This is a genomic window from Methanobrevibacter thaueri (genome assembly GCF_003111625.1).
GTDB classification, from domain to species: domain Archaea; phylum Methanobacteriota; class Methanobacteria; order Methanobacteriales; family Methanobacteriaceae; genus Methanocatella; species Methanocatella thaueri.
Genome location: NZ_MZGS01000014.1, coordinates 54,644 through 74,503 on the forward strand (window position 1 = coordinate 54,644; position 19,860 = coordinate 74,503).

General features: G+C 30.4%; 20 protein-coding genes. 11 read left to right on the forward strand and 9 right to left on the reverse strand.

The window, feature by feature from the left end; genetic code table 11:
* Nucleotides 1-34: 34 nt before the first annotated feature.
* Genes MBBTH_RS01175 through MBBTH_RS01185 form a run of 3 tightly spaced genes read left to right on the forward strand, consistent with a single transcriptional unit; the run spans nucleotide 35 to nucleotide 4,674 of the window.
* Entirely contained in the window at nucleotides 35-2,005 is a 1,971-nt protein-coding gene (locus tag MBBTH_RS01175; RefSeq protein ID WP_165814002.1) for an ATP-dependent nuclease, read from the forward strand.
* Nucleotides 1,998-3,644 (forward strand): UvrD-helicase domain-containing protein, encoded by a 1,647-nt coding sequence (locus tag MBBTH_RS01180; RefSeq protein WP_116591217.1) that lies wholly within the window; start codon nucleotides 1,998-2,000, stop codon nucleotides 3,642-3,644. Before MBBTH_RS01175 ends, MBBTH_RS01180 begins: the two co-directional genes overlap by 8 nt.
* Before the next feature lie 31 nt (nucleotides 3,645-3,675).
* Nucleotides 3,676-4,674 carry a DUF4238 domain-containing protein gene (locus MBBTH_RS01185; RefSeq protein WP_116591218.1) on the forward strand — a complete coding sequence of 333 codons (999 nt, stop codon included), beginning with the start codon at nucleotides 3,676-3,678 and terminating at the stop codon, nucleotides 4,672-4,674.
* An 8-nt stretch (nucleotides 4,675-4,682) separates the two neighbouring features.
* Here the strand turns inward: MBBTH_RS01185 and MBBTH_RS01190 are convergent, their stop codons facing one another.
* The 5 genes from MBBTH_RS01190 to MBBTH_RS01210 form a co-directional block, all read right to left on the reverse strand.
* Nucleotides 4,683-5,126, reverse strand: coding sequence for a hypothetical protein (locus MBBTH_RS01190; protein WP_116591219.1), 444 nt, complete (start codon nucleotides 5,124-5,126; stop codon nucleotides 4,683-4,685).
* A 5-nt stretch (nucleotides 5,127-5,131) separates the two neighbouring features.
* Nucleotides 5,132-5,569 carry a hypothetical protein gene (locus MBBTH_RS01195; RefSeq protein WP_116591220.1) on the reverse strand — a complete coding sequence of 146 codons (438 nt, stop codon included), beginning with the start codon at nucleotides 5,567-5,569 and terminating at the stop codon, nucleotides 5,132-5,134.
* Between the two features lie 26 nt (nucleotides 5,570-5,595).
* Nucleotides 5,596-5,877 (reverse strand): hypothetical protein, encoded by a 282-nt coding sequence (locus MBBTH_RS01200; protein ID WP_116591221.1) that lies wholly within the window; start codon nucleotides 5,875-5,877, stop codon nucleotides 5,596-5,598.
* 470 nt (nucleotides 5,878-6,347) lie between these two features.
* A complete protein-coding gene (locus MBBTH_RS01205; protein ID WP_116591222.1) occupies nucleotides 6,348-8,069 on the reverse strand; it encodes a DUF6119 family protein in 1,722 nt (573 codons plus the stop codon).
* A gap of 35 nt (nucleotides 8,070-8,104) precedes the next feature.
* The gene (locus tag MBBTH_RS01210) at nucleotides 8,105-8,344 is read right to left on the reverse strand and encodes a DUF2188 domain-containing protein (RefSeq protein ID WP_116591223.1); all 240 of its coding nucleotides are present in this window, start codon (nucleotides 8,342-8,344) and stop codon (nucleotides 8,105-8,107) included.
* A 1,392-nt stretch (nucleotides 8,345-9,736) separates the two neighbouring features.
* On the opposite strand from MBBTH_RS01210, the gene MBBTH_RS01215 reads away from it, so the two are divergent.
* The 7 genes from MBBTH_RS01215 (at nucleotide 9,737) to MBBTH_RS01240 (ending at nucleotide 14,945) form a co-directional block, all read left to right on the forward strand.
* Nucleotides 9,737-10,069: a helix-turn-helix domain-containing protein gene (locus tag MBBTH_RS01215; protein WP_116591224.1), complete on the forward strand. Its 333-nt coding sequence runs from the start codon at nucleotides 9,737-9,739 to the stop codon at nucleotides 10,067-10,069.
* Nucleotides 10,062-10,790 carry an ImmA/IrrE family metallo-endopeptidase gene (locus tag MBBTH_RS01220; protein ID WP_116591225.1) on the forward strand — a complete coding sequence of 243 codons (729 nt, stop codon included), beginning with the start codon at nucleotides 10,062-10,064 and terminating at the stop codon, nucleotides 10,788-10,790. The genes MBBTH_RS01215 and MBBTH_RS01220 overlap by 8 nt, the downstream gene beginning before the upstream one ends.
* On the forward strand, nucleotides 10,783-11,349 hold the full coding sequence (locus tag MBBTH_RS01225; protein WP_133241924.1) for a hypothetical protein: 567 nt from the start codon (nucleotides 10,783-10,785) through the stop codon (nucleotides 11,347-11,349). Before MBBTH_RS01220 ends, MBBTH_RS01225 begins: the two co-directional genes overlap by 8 nt.
* 1,056 nt (nucleotides 11,350-12,405) lie before the next feature.
* The gene (locus tag MBBTH_RS01230; RefSeq protein ID WP_116591227.1) at nucleotides 12,406-13,167 is read left to right on the forward strand and encodes a Cys-Gln thioester bond-forming surface protein; all 762 of its coding nucleotides are present in this window, start codon (nucleotides 12,406-12,408) and stop codon (nucleotides 13,165-13,167) included.
* 428 nt (nucleotides 13,168-13,595) lie between these two features.
* Nucleotides 13,596-14,054 (forward strand): hypothetical protein, encoded by a 459-nt coding sequence (locus MBBTH_RS01235; protein WP_116591228.1) that lies wholly within the window; start codon nucleotides 13,596-13,598, stop codon nucleotides 14,052-14,054.
* A gap of 23 nt (nucleotides 14,055-14,077) precedes the next feature.
* Nucleotides 14,078-14,230, forward strand: a complete 153-nt coding sequence (locus MBBTH_RS10850; protein ID WP_165814003.1) for a hypothetical protein — start codon at nucleotides 14,078-14,080, stop codon at nucleotides 14,228-14,230.
* 316 nt (nucleotides 14,231-14,546) lie between these two features.
* Nucleotides 14,547-14,945 carry a hypothetical protein gene (locus MBBTH_RS01240; RefSeq protein WP_116591229.1) on the forward strand — a complete coding sequence of 133 codons (399 nt, stop codon included), beginning with the start codon at nucleotides 14,547-14,549 and terminating at the stop codon, nucleotides 14,943-14,945.
* A gap of 63 nt (nucleotides 14,946-15,008) precedes the next feature.
* On the opposite strand, the gene metK is transcribed toward MBBTH_RS01240, so the two are convergent.
* The 4 genes from metK to MBBTH_RS01260 all read right to left on the reverse strand — a co-directional run bounded on the left by metK (nucleotide 15,009) and on the right by MBBTH_RS01260 (nucleotide 18,967).
* Nucleotides 15,009-16,184 carry a methionine adenosyltransferase gene (gene metK / locus MBBTH_RS01245; RefSeq protein ID WP_116591230.1) on the reverse strand — a complete coding sequence of 392 codons (1,176 nt, stop codon included), beginning with the start codon at nucleotides 16,182-16,184 and terminating at the stop codon, nucleotides 15,009-15,011.
* Between the two features lie 180 nt (nucleotides 16,185-16,364).
* A complete protein-coding gene (locus tag MBBTH_RS01250) occupies nucleotides 16,365-17,795 on the reverse strand; it encodes a DUF3100 domain-containing protein (RefSeq protein WP_243409607.1) in 1,431 nt (476 codons plus the stop codon).
* 199 nt (nucleotides 17,796-17,994) lie between these two features.
* Complete coding sequence (locus MBBTH_RS01255; RefSeq protein WP_116591231.1) at nucleotides 17,995-18,510, reverse strand: flavodoxin family protein; 516 nt, start codon at nucleotides 18,508-18,510, stop codon at nucleotides 17,995-17,997.
* On the reverse strand, nucleotides 18,503-18,967 hold the full coding sequence (locus tag MBBTH_RS01260) for a flavodoxin (protein WP_116591232.1): 465 nt from the start codon (nucleotides 18,965-18,967) through the stop codon (nucleotides 18,503-18,505). The genes MBBTH_RS01255 and MBBTH_RS01260 overlap by 8 nt, the downstream gene beginning before the upstream one ends.
* 127 nt (nucleotides 18,968-19,094) lie before the next feature.
* Here MBBTH_RS01260 and MBBTH_RS01265 point away from each other — a divergent pair, with 127 nt between their 5' ends.
* A complete protein-coding gene (locus MBBTH_RS01265) occupies nucleotides 19,095-19,856 on the forward strand; it encodes a uroporphyrinogen-III synthase (protein ID WP_116591233.1) in 762 nt (253 codons plus the stop codon).
* Nucleotides 19,857-19,860: the final 4 nt, after the last annotated feature.

Sequence of the window (19,860 nt, forward strand, 5' to 3'; positions counted from 1 at the left end):
CTAATATTATATATTAAATCCAATGGAGGTAAAAATGTTATTATATAGAGCATATATAGAAAATTTCAGAAACATTGACCATATTAATATCAATTTTTCAGACTTCAATGTACTAATTGGAGAAAACAACATTGGAAAAACCAATATCCTAACTGCGATTAATAAAGTCTTGAGTAAAAATGTTTACTTTAAAGAGGATGATTTTAAAATTCTTGAAAAGCCCATCATTATTGAGTTGAGTTTCAATAACCTTTCTGAAGAAGACAAAGCCGCATTTTTTGATTTTGAAGGACTTTATAATCCTAAAGATAACGACATTACCATAAAAACCATAGGGACTTGGAGAAGCACTATCGGCAATGCGGATATTTCAGTCAATTTTATTCGAAAAGACCTCAAAGAAGAGGAACAGGAAGTTAAACCAGTCACTAAATCTTTTAGAAAAACATTAGGCAGCCTTTATATTTCAGCACATAGAAACTATAGTAAAAATATGGATTCAAAAGGTATTTTTGAGTTATTACGATTATTTGCTCCCTATCAAACCATGCCATTGGATTCACTAAAACAAGAAATTATCCAGGAGTTCAGAGAACTGAATGAAATGGATTTTGAGTTTAATTTGCAAGATATTGAGAATTTATTAAATAACAATGAAAAGTTAACAGAGAACATATTAAACAACTTGAAAAAAATTAAAGATGAATCAGAGTCTGTTTGCGAAATTCGCGATAAAATAGATAATTATAACAATATATATGAGCAAAAAATCAAGATCAATAATGATTTGTTAGAATTTAATGAAAACCATAAAGAATATTATAATTTAACTGAAATCGAAAATACGGTGAATAGCTTTTTTTCAACCTTCCTGAATAATGATGAGTTGAAATTTGATGTAATGCCAACTGAAGACATTGAATTATTAAAAAACATTTCAATGGACATACATGGAGATTCCATATTAAAACAGGGCGACGGTTATCAAAATTTCATTGACCTTCTTATTAATTTATCAAAATTAATTAAGATTAAAAATAGCAATGAAGTGGACATATGTAATTTTATTGTTATTATAGAAGAGCCTGAAACTCATTTGCATCCACATATGCAAAGAAATTTCATTAAATCTTTAAAAGAATTTAAGGAGTTATTTGAAAAAAGAAATATATTTATCCAATTTTTCATATCAACCCATTCCCCATATATTGTTTCAAATTTACAGATTCCGGAGTTAAACATTATACGGAAAAATGAAGAAAATATTATTTCAGTTAAGTTGGAAGAAAACTATATTCAGAAAATTTGTCATGAAGTTTATTCAGATGATGAATGTAGTTTCAACAATATAAAAAAAATAAATAATGTCATTAACAGTTTATTAAATTATTCAGATGTGTTTTTTAGTAAAGGAACCATATTATGTGAAGGTGACAGTGAATTTGGAGCATTTCCTATTTTAGCAAGTAAATTAAAATATAATTTAGACCAATATGGTATTACATTATTAAACCTAGAGGGAGCAGACAGATTAAAACTTTTTCTAAATATATTAAAAGAATTTAAAATTCATACATATATTATTCTTGATGCTGATAAAAAAGAAAAATATGGACATCTCCCCCATATTTCATTTTTAGGTGAAGACTCTACAAAAAATGGTGCCTTTGAATTGGAATTATATAAAAATGCTCCTCATTACAAGATTTTTAAGGCAGTGGATTTGAGTTATCCCTCACTTTCAAGAAATCGCATACAGGAAATTAAAGAAATAATTCCTGAGTTTGATGGATTTGATAGTCTTGATGAAAGTTCAGAAGAATTATTAGAGGAATATAAAGAAAATTCAAATTATAAACGATTAGTTATGAATTATATGACACAAAAAAAGAATATTCTATTTTCAAGAATTTTAGCAGAAGAGTTAGACCCTTCCGAAATACCACCCATATTCAAGGAAGCCTTTGAAAATGCGATTAAATTAACTGAGGAAAATTATGGATAATATTAAATTAAATGATAAACAAAAAGAAGTGGTTTTTTCTGATTTTAACACTTCCAAAATAATTTCAGCACCTCCAGGCGCCGGCAAAACCACCATCATGGCTAAAAGAATTGGTTTTTTGATAAATCAAGGCTACATCAAGCACCCCTATAAAATTTTAGCATTGACATTTTCCAAAGCCGCATCAAATGAAATGAAAAAGAAAATTTCCGATGAAATGAGATTTTCTAAAGACTTATTTCATATTACAACATTTCATGGATTTTGCTTCGATGTTCTTAACGCCTATGGAAATTACATTGGATTGAACAGGAATTTTGAAATGTATACCTATAATCCTAAATACAATCCCCGATTAGCACATGCCTTTGAACACTTCGGCTTAGATTACGATAATGATAAATTTAATGAATGGAAATTAAAGTATGTTTTGAAATGTGGAAAAAATGATAATGAGCAATTTTTAAGGATTTTAAAATATTATTATGATCTTTTAATTGAAAATAATATGATGGATTATGACGGATTATTGATTTTTACATACAAATTATTTAAAAATCATGAGCCAATTTTAGAATATTACGGATCTCCCTTTAAAATCATTTTGGTTGATGAATTTCAAGACACTAATTCCTTGCAATTTAAAATTTTGGATTTAATGGTTACTGGCAGTGCCAATAATAAAAAGAACATTTTTATATTTACTGATCCAAAACAGTCCATTTATGGATTTCAAGGCGCTGATTATAAAAATCACGAGAGAGCCATTGAAAATTTTAACTGCAAGGAGGCAAAACTTAGCGAGTGCCATCGTTTTGAAAACAAGGCTATTGAACAGCTTTCTAAATCCATCAGCAATTATATTGATGGAAATAGAGAAAGTAATTCAGAATTAACAATTAAGGAAAATCTTCCAAAATATTTCATTTTTAATGAAAATCAAGAGGAATACGAATTTATAATTAACCAAATAAATGATTTAAAACATAAAGGCGTCAAATATGAAAATATATGCATATTATCGCCCACAAAAAAAAGTTTGAATAATATTATAAACATGATGAAACTATTAAACTTTAAAAATTTTATATTTATCAGTGACTATAAGGACGAATGGGATGTACAAATTAGAAGATTAACTAATTTGGGCAAAAACGATTTAAGCGAATATAAAAACTTGCATGATATGATTATTTCCAATTTAAAGATACATAATTATTTTAAAGAGGTTATATTAAAAGAATCAAAAAAAATTGACATGCAAAATCCAAATCTAGAAATTGAAAATAGGCTTTCAAATTTTATAAATCATATGATATGGAACTACGACAATTTTTTTAAAAACAATAATTTCTTAAAAGATAAAGTATTTTTATCAACAATACATGGTTCTAAAGGAATGCAGTTTGATGTGAGTTTCGTATGCAATTTAAACAGCGGTTCCATCCCATTTTATAAAGATTGTCAAAGAAATTGTTATAAAAGAACTGGCGAGTTAAACAAAGAGAGTTTGAACTTATTAAATGTTGCAGTTTCCAGAAGTAAAAAACAGTTATATTTAACAAGTACGCGTGATTACAGAAACCATGAGACTTGCATTTTAAAACCTTTTTATAAGTATTTGGAGATTATTAAATAATTTACTAAAAATTATACCAAAATAAGATAACATGTCCAATAAAACAAAAAAACAACATTATGTACCTCAATTTTATTTAAAAAACTTTGCCAATAAAAATAAGAATGGATTTTTTATCTATTGTTATGATATTAATCAAAATAAACAGTACCCTGCAAATATTAGAAATATTGCAGAAGAAAAAGATTTTTATAAAATTGGTTCGGAAAATTTTGAAGAGTTTTTTCAAAATACCGAAGAACTAGCAAGCCCCATTATTAATAATTTATCTAAAACTAAGAAAATCAAACCGTTAAATATCTCTGGAAATAGATATAAATTATCATTTTTTATGTCTGTTCAATATTTTAGAACCAATGAAATGCGTCAAGATCTTTTAGAGAATTTTTCAAAAATATCAAACCATTTAAAAAAATACCCCATGAATACTAAAATGGAAATGTTCAATGATCAAATAGATAAAAAATTCATTAAACATCACCAAATAAACTTCATTAATAAATCTTCACAAGAAATGACTGCTTCATTAGTTTCTAAAAAATGGATAGTTTTAAAGAATAAAACTGAAATCGATTTCATTACATCAGACAACCCTATTGTACTCCATAATTCTAATGGATTATTAGGATTTGCATGTGAACATATTCATATTTTCTATCCCATAAATCCTAAATTATGTTTATGCTTATTGGATCCAGAAAACTATTCCAATTACAAAGAACCTAAAAAATTTAAAAATAATGAAATTATATTGAATATTCAGAAAACAAAAGAACATAATATTAATTCCATAGATGAAATCAATTTTATAAATGATTTACAGGCAATGAATGCAACACAACATATTTTTTCAAAAAATGATAATTTTGATAGAATTAAATATTTAACAGAACATAAAAAAATAATCCCCTCTAATGAGCGAGAAAGAGTAAAAATGAAAGTTTTAAAAAATCCAAAAAATGGGAATGACATACTGGTTTTTAGTCACCCTAATGATAATCTTAATTTTGAATTTAAAGAATTTTATTAAATAATAAACTAATTAAAATGCAATAATTGAATAATATAAATTGCATCTTGAATAGCATCAGTAACTTCAATCTCTTTAAATGTTATATCTTCATTATAATCAGCATCAACACGCTTATCAAACAAACTCTCTAATTTAGAAGCAGCGTTCCTAAATTTGTGTTTTAAATTTTTTTGGTCTTTAGCAATTGTCCTAATTTCTTTAAAAACTTGAACATGTTCACTCAAACCATTTTTATTTTGAAATTTTCCGGTTTCCAAATTTAATTCTCTAGTGCTAAAATTATGATTAAGTTCTAACCAGTATTTTGCATGATGAAATGCAGAATAATATACTCTACTTAAAATAGTCCTATAAATACACTGAAAATTATCTTTAATTAAACAATCTTTATTTTCTAGCAAGTTTTGAGAAAATGCAATAAAATCATCGAATTCAAAAGAATCATCCATATAAATTACCTGCATAAAATAATAGATAAATCATCCAATATAAATTCAATATCATTTGACTCAGCAAAATCCCCAACTTTATTAAAAATTTCATCTGATAATTTTGTTAAGTCTTGAGATGAAATGGAATTTGAAACTTTGATTTTAAATGATGGATTGAAACCATACTCTAAATTTTCAAAAAATTTAATATCTCTTAAATTATATTTAGGAATTAATTGTTTAAGAAATTTAAAAATTAAGCTAATAGCCTCTTCATATTCAAAACTATATTTATTTTCTGGAAATTTTTTAAGTAAAATTATATTCACTTTATGAGAATTTGATTCAATAATAGAATTAGGATAATGCATTTTAGAATTTTCTAAAAATGGATTTAAAATATCCCTCTTAAAATCTGAAGGGTTATTTAATTTTTCAATTGAATTAGCTGTTAAATTCATAGGAAAAGTCTCCTAATTTTAATTATTTATAAAATTCTTCTAAGTTTATCAAAAGAATTAGGATTTGAAATATCAACAATAATTTCATTATTCTTTTGTTCTTTATCATTCCGATAATTAAATGAGATTAACTCTTTTTTAGATTCATCTTCAGGATTATTAACTAAAATTGCTAAACTAATTACAGAAACATCATTTCCAAAATTATCTTTAATTAAATTAAGAAAATCTGAATCAATTTTTTTAGATAAATCAAAATCTTTTTTAATAAATTGAGTCGGGATAATATCCTTATTTTGTTCTGCCATGAAAAAACACTACCATAAATTTAATTAATCATATCACTAAAAAAATCAAAAACATGGATTATTAATTATATTCTATAATTATAATTCAGGTTGCATATATATTTTGCTAATTGATTTTTTTCAAAATATTTTATTAATTAATTTTATGCTTTTATTTGTTTCTTTAAGATTGTTAATTTTATTCTATATACCATTAAATATTTGTTCATTTAGTTATTTAATTTTGGTTCAAATTAGGAAGTATAAACTTTAATTTTATTATTTTCAAGTGACATGCCTAGAATAACTACCACGTAATAATCACATCTTCGACATTTGTTTGATAAGTCTAAATGACAATAATTGATGTGTTGTGCCTGAAATATCAATAGAAATTATTAATAATTAGAATAAAATAACAAGTATTCGTTAAACATCTAAAAAGTTTATTTAATCATTTATTCAAATAACTATTAAGGACAATCTAATAATTAAAAATCAATATAATTAATTCTAATTTTAGGATTACGTCTTGATTTTATCACCTCCTTTTTCCAGTAGTCAATCCGATTTTTTAGAGATATAGAATTAATTTCATTTAAATCTGGTTTCCCATTACGAACGGGCAATTTTGTTTTCCTAGTCAGTATTAACCATAAATAAACATTTTTAATACTGTCTTTATTTAGTTCAGGAATCTCATCATTTTCAATATCTCTTATTTCCCCATTATCAATCAGTTTAAGTGGAATTAAAGACTGGTCCACAACATAAATGAGATTTGAAGCCCCACCAATTTTAACTGAAAACATACTTTTTTCATCTAATTTAAATAAATCGGCAACTTCAATATCATAACTGTCCACGTAGTCTTTAAATCTATCATTACATATAAATCCATCTTCTTCACGTAAAAGATTGAATACTCTTTCTTTATACCATTTCTGTTTATAGCGTTTTTTAGTGTTATCATCCATATTGTCAAAATCCAATCCTTCTTCTTGGGCTTTACCCCTTACAAATCTTAAATAATTTTCTTCATGAAAATCAAAGCCTATTTCATATTCGACATCCAAGTCATTAATCGAATTTTTCAAATCATCCATATATTTTGAGTTATATACCCACCAACTTCCTCCATCTAAAATAGCAGGACTTTCAAAACTATCATAACTTATAATGTCTTTTAATTTAACAAATGAACTTCCAATTTCACTATCCTCGAAAAATATTTTTATTTCCAAAGGATTATCTTCATCATCTAATTTCTCTTCAATGAAATTATAAATTTCATTAACAGTTAAAGAACCTATATTCTCTTTAGATAAGCGTTTATACTTTAATTTAAAATTATCAAATTGATTGAAAAATTTTAGAACACCATCAACTAATATAAATTCACAAATATCAATGCAAGGAGTTTCGTGCTTTTCTTCAATATCAGCGAAAATAGTTCCAATTAACTCATTATCCAATTCCTCTTTTTTAATTTTACTTTGAACTTCTTTAAAATAAGGAATAGAATTTACAATTTCATCACTCCCATTAATAAATGTAATGTAATCAATAATATAAGGCAAACTTTCTAAATTAGGATTGGTTACATCAAAAATAATAGAATTAGAAATTGTTATACTATTTTTAAAATCATTAAAATCATCATCTAATTCTAAATTTGCACTCAATTGATTTAATGCCTCACCACTATCTAATAATATATCTTTAAAATTTACATAATTATTAATTCTTTTATTAATTACTGAATTTGGTGAGAGAACAGTCATAGATTTAACTTTATTTAAAGTAATATGTTCTGCAAATTTTATAGGCCAATCTTTATCTGAAAAATGTTTAAGAGTGTGAAATGCATAACCAAAAGAAACAGCATAAATATTATCTTCAAATTCATCTGGTTTTGTGACATCAATTTTATATTCATTTATTAAAAGAACCGCCTTTGGTTTAACTGAATAATTTACATCCCCTAAATTAAATTGTTCCCTAACCCAATTCCAAGAAAGACCCTTTTCTTGCTGTTCATCCTTGTAATACAAATGCATAGAAAAATTATATTGAATATTTTCTAGATAATTACTTTCTAACTCAAAATTAAATTCCTCATCAGATAATTCATAATCATTTTCATCAGTTAACTCCTGAATTAATTGGTTTTCCAAATCATTATTAATTTTATAGATATTTATTCTTGACATTTTTTCTCCAGTGAAAAGGTAAAAAAAATTAAATTTTACCCTTTAATATTCTTAGGATCTTTTTTCCTAACGTAAGTATTTGACTCAGTTATTTTTCCATCTTTCCTGTGAATTTTCACTTCAGCGTTTCCATGGTTTTTGGCCTGAGCCCTTGCTTTTCCAATAGCTTCATTTTTAGTATTGCTTAGTGTTGAAGCTCTCTTGCTGTTTGGCTTTTTTGTCGCCCAATTTCCTTCTTTAGTATATACAACATGAATTTGTTCTTTTTTAGCCATTATTTTACCGCTATAATTAATTATGCAACTAAACAAAAGTGTAAAAACTAAATTAGAAACTATAAAAAAAAGTTATATTTAAATATCTTAAAATCGATATTAAATCTAACTTATTATGTTTTCATGATATAGTTTCTGTCTTTTTTGATAGGTCATTACTTTAGTAGGATTCAGTAATGATCTACATTTAGACCGTTAATTTTTTTGTTTATCTTTTGTAATCACATAACTTTAATTATTATTTTTTATATACTATAAATTTTTCGGTAAAAACTGCTTTTTAATCAATATTTTTGACTACAAAAAACTATCAAATATTTAAAATAAAAATTAATTAATTTTTAACAGTTTTATGAAAAAATAAGATTTTTCTTACATTTCAAAATGATAAAAAAGAACTATCTTAATTTTTCTTGTAAAAAAATGTTAAACCAAATCTATATGTTGAATTCCAAAAAATATATTTTCAAAAATCAATTAAAAATTTTATATTTATATCGTAATTGTCAACATACAAGTATCATAAGCAAAACAACAAATAGCCAATATGATTCAGTATCACATATAATAATCAGATTTTTATTATAGTTCAAAATATGATGATTTAAGAAAAATAATGCCTCAATCAATTATTATAAAATAGAATATTGATTCCTAAAAACAATCATTCCAGAACCTTTTTCAAAAATTCAACTTAAAAATCTGTCCCCCACATATAGTATTGAGGACGTAACAACATTAGAAATCAATTCATCCAATACTAGCCATTAATGTCTTTTAAAATTCAACTTGAAGTGAAAATTAAATTACAAAATTCTACAAAGCCACCTAACACAACCCAAGGAACATCACTCCTAAAAAATTAACGTATCTTACTCGCACAAATATGCTTAACTCTTTTTAATGAATTTCATTTTCAAAGATTTTTGATTTGATAATATAATACTGAAATTTAAAATTTGCCATAAATAAATAAATATTCAAAATAAAAACAATATTGCCCACAACATATACACACATTTAAATAGTAATTATTCCAAACTTCAACAATACGAGACAACTAGAAATAGAACAATCATACTTACTTGTCATAATACATTATAATAAAGAAATTTTATTAATTTCTTAATTTAACTAATAAATTCATATTATAATAAATTAAATTATATTTAATTTTAAATACTAATAAATAAAAGTCTGAAAATCAATATAAATCATTTTAATTTAATTTTAAAAATTGTCATATTTTAATTTTTCCAATTTTGTCATAATTAATAAAAATATTTATATATAATTTAGGACAGAACATATTATACCCAAGAATATATATCAAACAACGATGTTAAAACTTTAAATACGACATCAAGATAATTAATTAAGATAGGTGAAAAAATGGCAGGTATACATGAAAGATTAAAACAACTAAGGGAGGAAAATAATTATAGTCAAGAACAAGTCGCAAATTATTTGGAAATGGATCAAAGTTATATTTCCAAAATAGAAAAAGGAAAAAGAAATTTGAATGAAATTTCTTTTAATAAACTTTGCCTATTATATAATTGTTCACCGGATTATCTTTTAGGAAAATCTGATGATTATGAGTCTCCAAAATTAGCATTTAGGTCTGATGAAAGTGTTGATTTATTTGCTATTGCAAAAATGAATCAGGTAATTGGTTATTTAAAATTTTTAAGAAAAGTAGAGAGGAAAATTGAAAATGATTAATCCAGATATAATTTTTAAAGCAGAAATACTTAGAAAATCATGGGACATTGATAATACAAGTCCTTTGAACATTTTACAAAGTGCCCTTGGAAATATTAATAATTTAACAATATTATGGTTTCCAATGATTGACGAGTTAAGTGGATGTTGCAGCAAAACAGAAGACGACAATATTATTTGCATTAACTCCAAGCATTCAAAAGGAAGGCAAAACTTCACTCTTGCCCATGAGTTGTATCATTTATTATATGAGGATGAAAAGGACTCTTTTGTTTGTAATGTCAACTCATCAGATGAAAGTGAAAAAAATGCAAATAAATTTGCAGAATGCCTTTTAATTCCAAATATAGGATTATATGAATTTATTAAAAGAAATAATATTGATGATTGGAGTTTGAATGATATTATTAAATGTGAACAATATTTTCAAATCAGCCATGCTGCAATGTTATGTAAACTCAGACGAGAAAATATGATTTCATATGATGACTATTTAATATTTAAATCCGGTGTTAAATCAGCAGCATGGAATTTAGGATACGATTTAAGCCTATATGAACCTACTAATGAACATTATACATTAGGAAAAATAATCCCCTTATCCGGCATGGCCTATGATAATAATATGATTACTGGAGGCAAATATGACGAAATATTACTAAACATTTTTAGGGGTGATATGGTCTATAACACCCTTAATGAGGATGATGATATTGTTTGAAACAGACGTATTTTATGATTCGGATTGTTTAAGTTGTTTTTTGGCCGTAAGGGAGTGTGGAATTTTACAGAAATTATTTTCCAAAATAATAGTTCCTGGAGTAGTGGCGCATGAAATTTTAAAAAAAGGCACACCTCAACATATTAAGGACAACTTTAATGATTTGGTTAAATTAGACTTTGTTGAAGTTCGTGGAATGGAAGTTGGTTCTTCTGAACATGAACTTTTCAATGACATTAAAAGAGATTATGAATTCATGGGAGATGGTGAAGCCGCAGTTATCGCTTTAAATCAAGAAAATGGTGGAGTGATTGCCAGCAATAATCTCAGAGATGTTAAAGATTATGTTGAGGATTATGATTTGAACTTGATTACAACCGCATTCATACTGGCAATAGCTTATGAAAATCATTTAAAAACAAAAGAAGAGTTAGATAAAATTTGGAAAGATATGATAAACAATGGTCGGAAAAGATCATTACCTCGCAATGTCAATTCATTTACACAGTATTATGATGAATTATATTTAGATGATATGTTATTTATGGGGTTAAATTAGATATCAGTCTTTTAATTAGGTCATTACTAAACTAGCCGACAATAGTAATGACTTATAAAAAAAGACAGAACTAATTATGTAGAACAATAATAAGTCAAATAATAATATTCATTTAGAACTATTTAAACATGACCTTTGAAAAGTTAAATATATCCAACAAATGTTTAACATCAGCGTAAAAAATTTAACTGATTTCAATTTTATCCACCCAATTAAAAGTAAAATTTTTCTTACGTATCTTTTAACTAAAAAGATGCTGATAATTCTTATTTTTAAAAAATACAAATCAAAAACTTTATATATTATGTTTCAATGACTACAATTTTTCAAAATGACTTCAAAAAGGATTATATACTGTTAAATACATATATTAACTCTTGAAAAGACCTCAAAATAAGATTACGGAAGGAGGTAGATATTCATGAAAAATATTTACACACATGTTTATTTATTAACCGTTTCAGTTTCACCACATTACTGTTTTGGTGTTCTTTCCATGCTCTCAAATGGAGGTGAAAACTGTGGAGTTAATTATCTTCATCATAGGAACATATTGTTTCAATATTATGACAATGATAATCCCATATATAGATAGAAGATAATAGCCTACATTTCACCTCAGTTAGGTAATTAAGTATAAACAAGTCAATGAAGGTCTTTGAAAACTTCTGTTTTCACGAGGTCTTTTCCCTGGAGATGGCCAACTGTTTAATTACCTATTTTCAGAATTTCGTTAAATTTATATATTGTATATGATAATACAATTATACAAGAGAGTTACTTTCAAGTAAACCTCTATTAGAGAGCAAAAATCTTTAATTTAATGTCAATGTGGTTATTGTGGAGATTTTTCTCTACAATATGGCATTAATTAATTGATATTATGTATTCATGTGAAAAAATTTATTTTTAAGATTTTAATGATGAATTTCATGCACAAAAACACTCATTTACTAAAAGCCAATATAATCAGTTAAATTTAACCCACTTTCCCTGTTTTAGAATTTTCCAAATATATGGAAAATAATTTATATAATACCCAAAATACATATCACCATGAAAATGAAATTGCTTCTCCTTTTTGCCATACTGGTAATAACAATTTCCCCGGTCATGGCCGGGAACAACACGACTGTTGTGGACAATCCTACTCAGTACCTATCAGATGAGCCCATGACTGAAGCGCTTGAAAGTGGAGATTCCAACATTAGCTTCAGCGACGGATACAAGGGATACTGTATTGAATGGGGTGAGCATTCAGCTGAAAAGGGAGATAAGTTCTATGTCCATGACGGGGATGTCGACAACAACATAAAAACATTCTTCGTATATTTCTATGAGGAGTCACAGCGTGACGTCATTGCCACCCAGCATATGATTTGGAAATTCACCGACAACAAGCAGTTCAGCAGGTTCAATCAGACACTGTATGAAAAAATCATCGAGAAATCCGCAACTGTCAAGGTGCCCAATGACGGTGTCTTGAAGATCAACGACACCACTGAAATGGTTTACAGTTTCCGAAATTTCATATCCAACATCAACGAGTATCAGAATTACTTCGCATACAAGATATATTTCAGAAACATAACTCTTCAAAACAACCTGACTCAAAACTCAACAGGAAATGGATCAGACAGCACTTCCCAAAACACTACAAACCAGACAAACATCAAAGAGAACCTTACACAAAATCACACAAACGCATCCTTTAAAAAGACCAGATTCGCCAAAGTGAATGGAAGTTATGAGACAGGCAATCCTCTTGTGTTGCTTTTATTGTCCCTGGCAGTGTTGGTTTTTAAAAGAAGAAACTGATAGGATATTGAAATCTCCATTTCAGGTAACTGCTGATTATATCAGTCGGTTGTGGGTTGATTTTACTAACTATCAAAAATATTCTTCAAATTATCTTTAACTAACAATTCCGTCATGGATGAGCCATACATTAAGCAAGATTGATTATGTAATACAATAGTGGAGTTTAGTCTCCATATTCTTTTTTAAGCAGAAATATACGTATTTCTGAAAAAACATTGTTACTAAAAAGGGATAAGTGTAAATAATAACTAAATAAAAACTTAATAAACCTAAGTAAGTTGTGTAAAAAATCTTACGCATATTTTCTGTTGAACCATTCCAATTCATATCTTCCCAGCACTGAGAAGAAAAGACCTCCTGAAAACAGAAGTTAACTGCATAATATATATTACATCAAAGGAAAATATTAAATAAGGAGGTAACTTATGAACAAGAAGATATTCACTATATTATTATTGTTTGCCATAGTTGCAAGCGTCAGTGCAGTTTCTGCATTTGATTTAGGCGACCTATTCGGCACCAACAACAGCGAACAGGTAACAATTGGAGGAATCAATTTCACCATTCCCGACGGTTATGAGGAAGTCGAATCAGAATTCATGAATCAGACAAGCGATGATTTTAGCACAGGCAACTATACTGTGGAAGGAAAAGCATTCCAGAACAATGGAACAGATGTTGAAATCGTTGTTGGAAATTACACCAACTGCATGGAATTACTGCAAAATCGCACTGATTTAGGTAATGAAACCACCATTTCAGGCATTGCAGGATATGCCGACGAAGAGGGAGACACATACATCTTCAATTATGAGGATTCAAACTATTTAGTAACAATTACAAGCAATGACAAGAATGCAATTGCTGAGTTTCTAATAGCTTAACTTAATCAATAGGAGGTCCAAACATGTCCCCGATAATAACAATAGCAAGTATAATCATCATTATAGTGGGTGTAGTGGAGCTTATAAGAAAACCTGATATGGAACACAAAACCCTTACAATCATTATACTGGCTTTATTGGCAATATTCACCGCATTAAATGCACTAGGCATATAATTCAAGAAAACACGGCAAAAACCATCACCCCTCTAACTTTTTCTATCTATTTTCAATACACCTAGCAAATAATCCTTAAAACCATGACCGTTGACATCCATGACAATGAACATTTCCCAAGTCATCAACTATAAGAATTATTAATTATAGGTTAATTTATTTTATATTTTATATCATTAAGTAGTAGAATAAATAATCATTCCTTTAATTTAAAGAAAAGGTTTAAATATAACCTAAAACATATATTATATTAGACACATGTAGCTACTATTTTTATAAAAAAAGTGTCCAACCATCAAAAAATGAGGAATAAACCATGCCTGAGAATATAAACAATGAAAAAGAGAAATTGCCTTTTGCGAAAAATGAAGTGTACCGCCTTATGAGGGAAAACCTTGACTCCGACAAGATGATCAAGGACCGAGTAAAGGTCGAAATGAACAGGTTCCTGTACAGCATACTGGTAAACGTGTGCAAGCAGCTGAACGATTACCCATACACCACCATAGATTACGAAATGCTCAAGGAATGCATATACCCATACACCAACATCGAAAGGATCAACGAGGAAAAGAAAAGGATTCTCATGCACCTTGATGCCATCAAGGCCGACTGTGACGCATTGGCGATGGATGTTGAAAAAAGCCTGAAACTTAAGGATACGGTTGAAAATGATTTGTTTGCTGATTTTTCAGCCGATGAAAATGAGTATTAGAAGTTAACTAATTTTAAAAAAAAGTGTTTTAGAAACTTACTGAAAAGTAAGTTCCATTTTTATTTAATTTTTAAGATATTTTTTCAAGTCGTCAGCTTTGTCGGTTTTCTCCCATGGAAGACCTTCAATACCGAAGTGACCGTATTTTGCGGTCTGTTTGTATTGGGTGTCACGTAAACCTAAGGTTTCGATGATTCCGTCAGGAGTCAACTTGAAGTTTTCACGCACAATGTCCTCAAAGCTGATGTCATCTATTTTGTTTTCGGTTCCGAAAGCGTCGACCATGATGGAAGTCGGTTCGGCGACTCCAATAGCGTAGGATACCTGGATTTCACATTTTTCTGCAAGGCCGCTTGCAACGATGTTCTTGGCGATGTATCTTGCCATGTAACATGCACTTCTGTCCACTTTTGTGCAGTCCTTACCTGAGAATGCACCTCCACCGTGTCTTGCATATCCTCCATAGGTGTCTACGATGATTTTACGTCCGGTCAAACCTGCGTCACCATGCGGACCGCCTATTTCGAATTTTCCTGTTGGGTTAATGTGATATTTGGTATCAGGAGTCATCAATTTTTCAGGGATAACTGCCTTGAAGAGCTTTTCCTTAATGTCTTCGTGCAATTGTTCCTGATTGTCTGACATTGACTCGTCATGCTGGGTGGACAATACCACTGCATCAAGGGACAATACGTTTCCATCCTTATCATAATTAACTGACACTTGTGCCTTACCGTCAGGTCTTAAGTATGGAAGTTCTCCGCTTTCACGAAGTTCTGTTAACTTATTGGTTAATTTACGTGCCAAATCAATTGGATATGGCATTAATGAATCGGTTTCATTGGTTGCAAAACCGAACATCATTCCCTGATCTCCTGCACCGGTTTCCTCATCTCCCCTGTCAACTCCCTGGTTGATGTCCTGGGATTGTGCATGGAGCCTGTTTTTGACTTCACAGGAATGTCCGTCAAATTCCAATTCCGGCTTGTCATAACCTATTTCAATGATTGTGTCCCTTATGATTTTTTCGATATCTTCATCGGACAAATCAGTGTTTGAGGTTATCTCACCGAATACCATAGCAAAATCGGTTGTCACACAGGTTTCACATGCTACGTGTGAATTCTTATCTCCTGCCATATATGCATCCAATATTGCATCAGAGATTATGTCTGCAACCTTATCTGGGTGTCCTTGAGTTACGGATTCTGATGTAAATGTTCTATATACTTCGCTCATTTTATCACCAATAAAAGCATTAAATGTTACAAATTTATTTCATTTGTAAAATATGCAATAATCATTATATATTATTTTAATATTTGTATTAAATCATATTTAAACATTTAAAAAAATACTCCCCACTAAATAGATAAACCAAATAGTTCATCTTAAAAAAAAAGAAAAAAAGAAAACAGGTTAGATCATACCTGTTAAGAATAATGTTATGTTTGCAATTGTTGCTGAACCAAGATAAGTTCCGCAGATTACAATCAAAGCAACAATGATTCCTCTCCAACCGATTTTCTTAAATGCCTCCCAGTCCTTACCGATTGAAATACCGACATAAGCAAGGAATGCGGTACAGATGGTGGTCAGTTCGACTTGGGAAACGTAATGAGTAACGAAATCAGCAGTCGGAACGCCCGGTATGGCCACGATCAAACCAATTAAACTTATAAAGATGATTGATGGAACGTGGAAAGGGAAAATCCTTTCAAGAGACATACCTATGATTGTAATGACTGAAATGATAATCATTGCAATGAACGCATCAACAAATGACACATGATAACCTACAACACTACCAACGGCCACAATGATTGAAAATGCCAAAAGCAATGTTGACCATCTTTTAAGTTTTCCGAAACTCAAACCGTCCACTGAATCGTCTTCAACATCCTCACTTTCATCATATTCACTATCAGCAATGCTTGCGCTGCCGTCACCTAAAACCGGAGACAGCCACTTATACAATTTTTCCGCAAGAGGCAATGAAATGAAAAGACACATGTAAATTCCCAGACAGAATGAGAGAATGTTACTGCATCCTGCAAAAGCTTCCAGCTGGGTAGCCATGCCCGGATTCATATGCACCAGCGGAACCAATGCCGCAGCATTCATACTTGCACTTCCTATACCTGATGCCATTGCAAAGGCATAAGGGTGGAAAGGTATAATTGAAACACACATACTTGACAGGAAACTGATGAAAGGAGTACCGATAATTGATCCGATTACGAAAATGGCCAGAACCCCACGTGCCTCAGGAGATTTGAAACCGTATTTGTCAATGATGATTGCCAGGTTAGGTTCACGACAGATTGAACTTGCCATACCGATTACCTCTCTTCTAAAACCTAAAAGCAATGCAACCGGCAATGCTATAAGAGTTCCCAAATCACCCAGAAGCTGAAGGATTAAAGCGGGACCCACCTTTAAAATGACGCCGATGGACTGGCCACTTGAAATAGCCAGCTTACATATCAAAACACCAATAAGTATGACCATGGCCCCCTCAGCCACCTTAGCCTGTTCAACATCAATATATTTAAATGGCTTTGCCAAAAAGAGGGCTAAACCCAATACCAAAGCGTAGATTAAAGGCAATAATAAAAAACTGATTGTGTCAGTAATCTTAATCTCTATGACACCAATGGACATTGAAATGATAACCAGAATCAACACTACAATATTTAAAAGGTTCTCTCTCCATGGAGGCCTCCTTTTGATTATAACATCCGCTCGTCTTCTGTATCTGTGAAGTTTAAATCTATTTATTGCACGCATGCGCTGTTCTTTAAATTTCTGCTCATGCATGTGTTTGCCGTACTTCTGAACCTCATGCATGTGCGATTTCTCATCGGAAATAGAATACCTCCTAAATTATCATATTCTATTAAAATATTCATAGACAATTAAAGTTAATGCAAACATAACATAAAAATTTTACTAAATGATTGAAATTCAATCTAAAAAACAGTTGAACAAATGGATTTGTAAACTAAAAAAAATAGATTGAGGAAACTAATTTTCCCCACTTTAATGATTAACAGTTTTTACCTGCTTCATAAACTTCTTTTAAAACATCCTTTTGTGATTTGACGTTTCCAAAGACTTCGAAGACTTCCCTTATATTTGGATTAACTGAAAAGCCGATGAAGCTTTTAATGCCAATCAAAGCATCGCCGCAACTGCTTCCTGCAGCCATGATGATGTAGTAGTCCTGATTTTCCAGATGCCTGAATACAGGATAGCACCTGTCGAAAAACATCTTCAGGGTTCCGCACATCTCATAGTAATAGACAGGAGTTGCGTAGACCACCACGTCAGCTTCGAGCATGTCCTCAAGAATCGGTGCGATTCCATCGTCCTGAACGCATTTCATCTCAGGGGTCTTGCAGGCATAGCATGCCTTGCATGATGAGAATTCAATGTCCTCCAAAAAGTATTTCACGGCATCGTGACCTGCATCAAGGGCTCCCCTGACGAATTCATCACATAATGTATCTGAATTTTGCCCCTTTCTTGGGGATGAACTTATTACAATTACCTTCTTACTCATTTTCAATCCATTCCTTTGCAGCACTCACATTGCCCATGAATCTCATTCCCTTTGCGAAGTTGAGTTCAGGATATGCGTTTTTCAGGTCATTGACACATCCGTCGATTCCTGTTCCTCCTGAGGTGCAGAAGGCCTTGATGGTCTTTCCGCTCAAATCAACGCTTTCAATGAAGGTGTTGATGATTGTAGGTGCGGTGTACCACCATACTGGAAATCCGATGACGACAGTATCATACTGGCTCACGTCACATGACTCTACAATAGGTGGCCTGAATTCCCTGTCATTCATTTCAATTGTTGATCTTGATTTTTTATCCATATAATCCAAGTCAGCGGCAGTGTACGGTTCCACAGGCTTGATTTCAAACAAATCATAGCCGTTTTCGTCTGCTATATTTTCAGCCACTCTTTTGGTTACTCCGCTTGCGGAGAAGTATGCTACCAATACATTACTCATTTTATCACCATGTAAAAATATGATTTCATATTATATAATTGTTTACATTCACAACAATTTTAAAAAATAATATAAACAACCTAAAAGATAATATATTACATTATTAAATTAGTGAAGGTAATAAAAAATGTCAAAACCCGTCATTGCAATAACAAGACCAATCGACAGGGCGCAAAAGGCCTGTGAGATTGTTGAGGAATTGGGTGGAGAAGCCTTTCTCGCACCGACACTTGATTTGGAACCGGTCAACACCGAATCCCTGAAGGAGCTGGTGGCCAGAAAAGACGAACTGGACTGGATTGTTTTCACCTCACCGACAACAATCGTTTCCCTGAACAAGTTCTATCCGGGTTTCATTGAAAATCTGAACTGCATGCTAGCAGTCATAGGTAATAAGACAGGAAAACTGGCTGAAAAGCAGGGCGTTGAGGTTGACTTGATGCCTGATGACTTTACAGCGGAAGGCCTGGTTGAAGAGTTTGCCAAAAGAGGAATAACAGACAAGACAATAGGAATTCCAAGAACCGCCTCCGCAAGATCAACCTTGCCTGAAGGATTGGAGGAGCTTGGAAACACAGTGATTCTTGCAGAAGCCTACAAGTCACTCTTCCCAATGGATGACGAGAAGGTCAAGGAACTGATTTCAAAAATCGAAAACATGGAAATTGACGCAATAACATTCACAAGCCCGCTGACAGTTGAAAACTTCTTCAAGATAGCTGACGACAAGGAAAAGCTTGCTAAATTGCTGAATGACAATCTATTGACCGTAAGCATCGGTCCGATTACCGCAAAGGTTTTGGACAAGTATGACATTGCCTACATTTACCCGGATACCTACACCGTTCCGGATATGATGGAATTATTATTCGAAAAACTAAATGGATGATTAT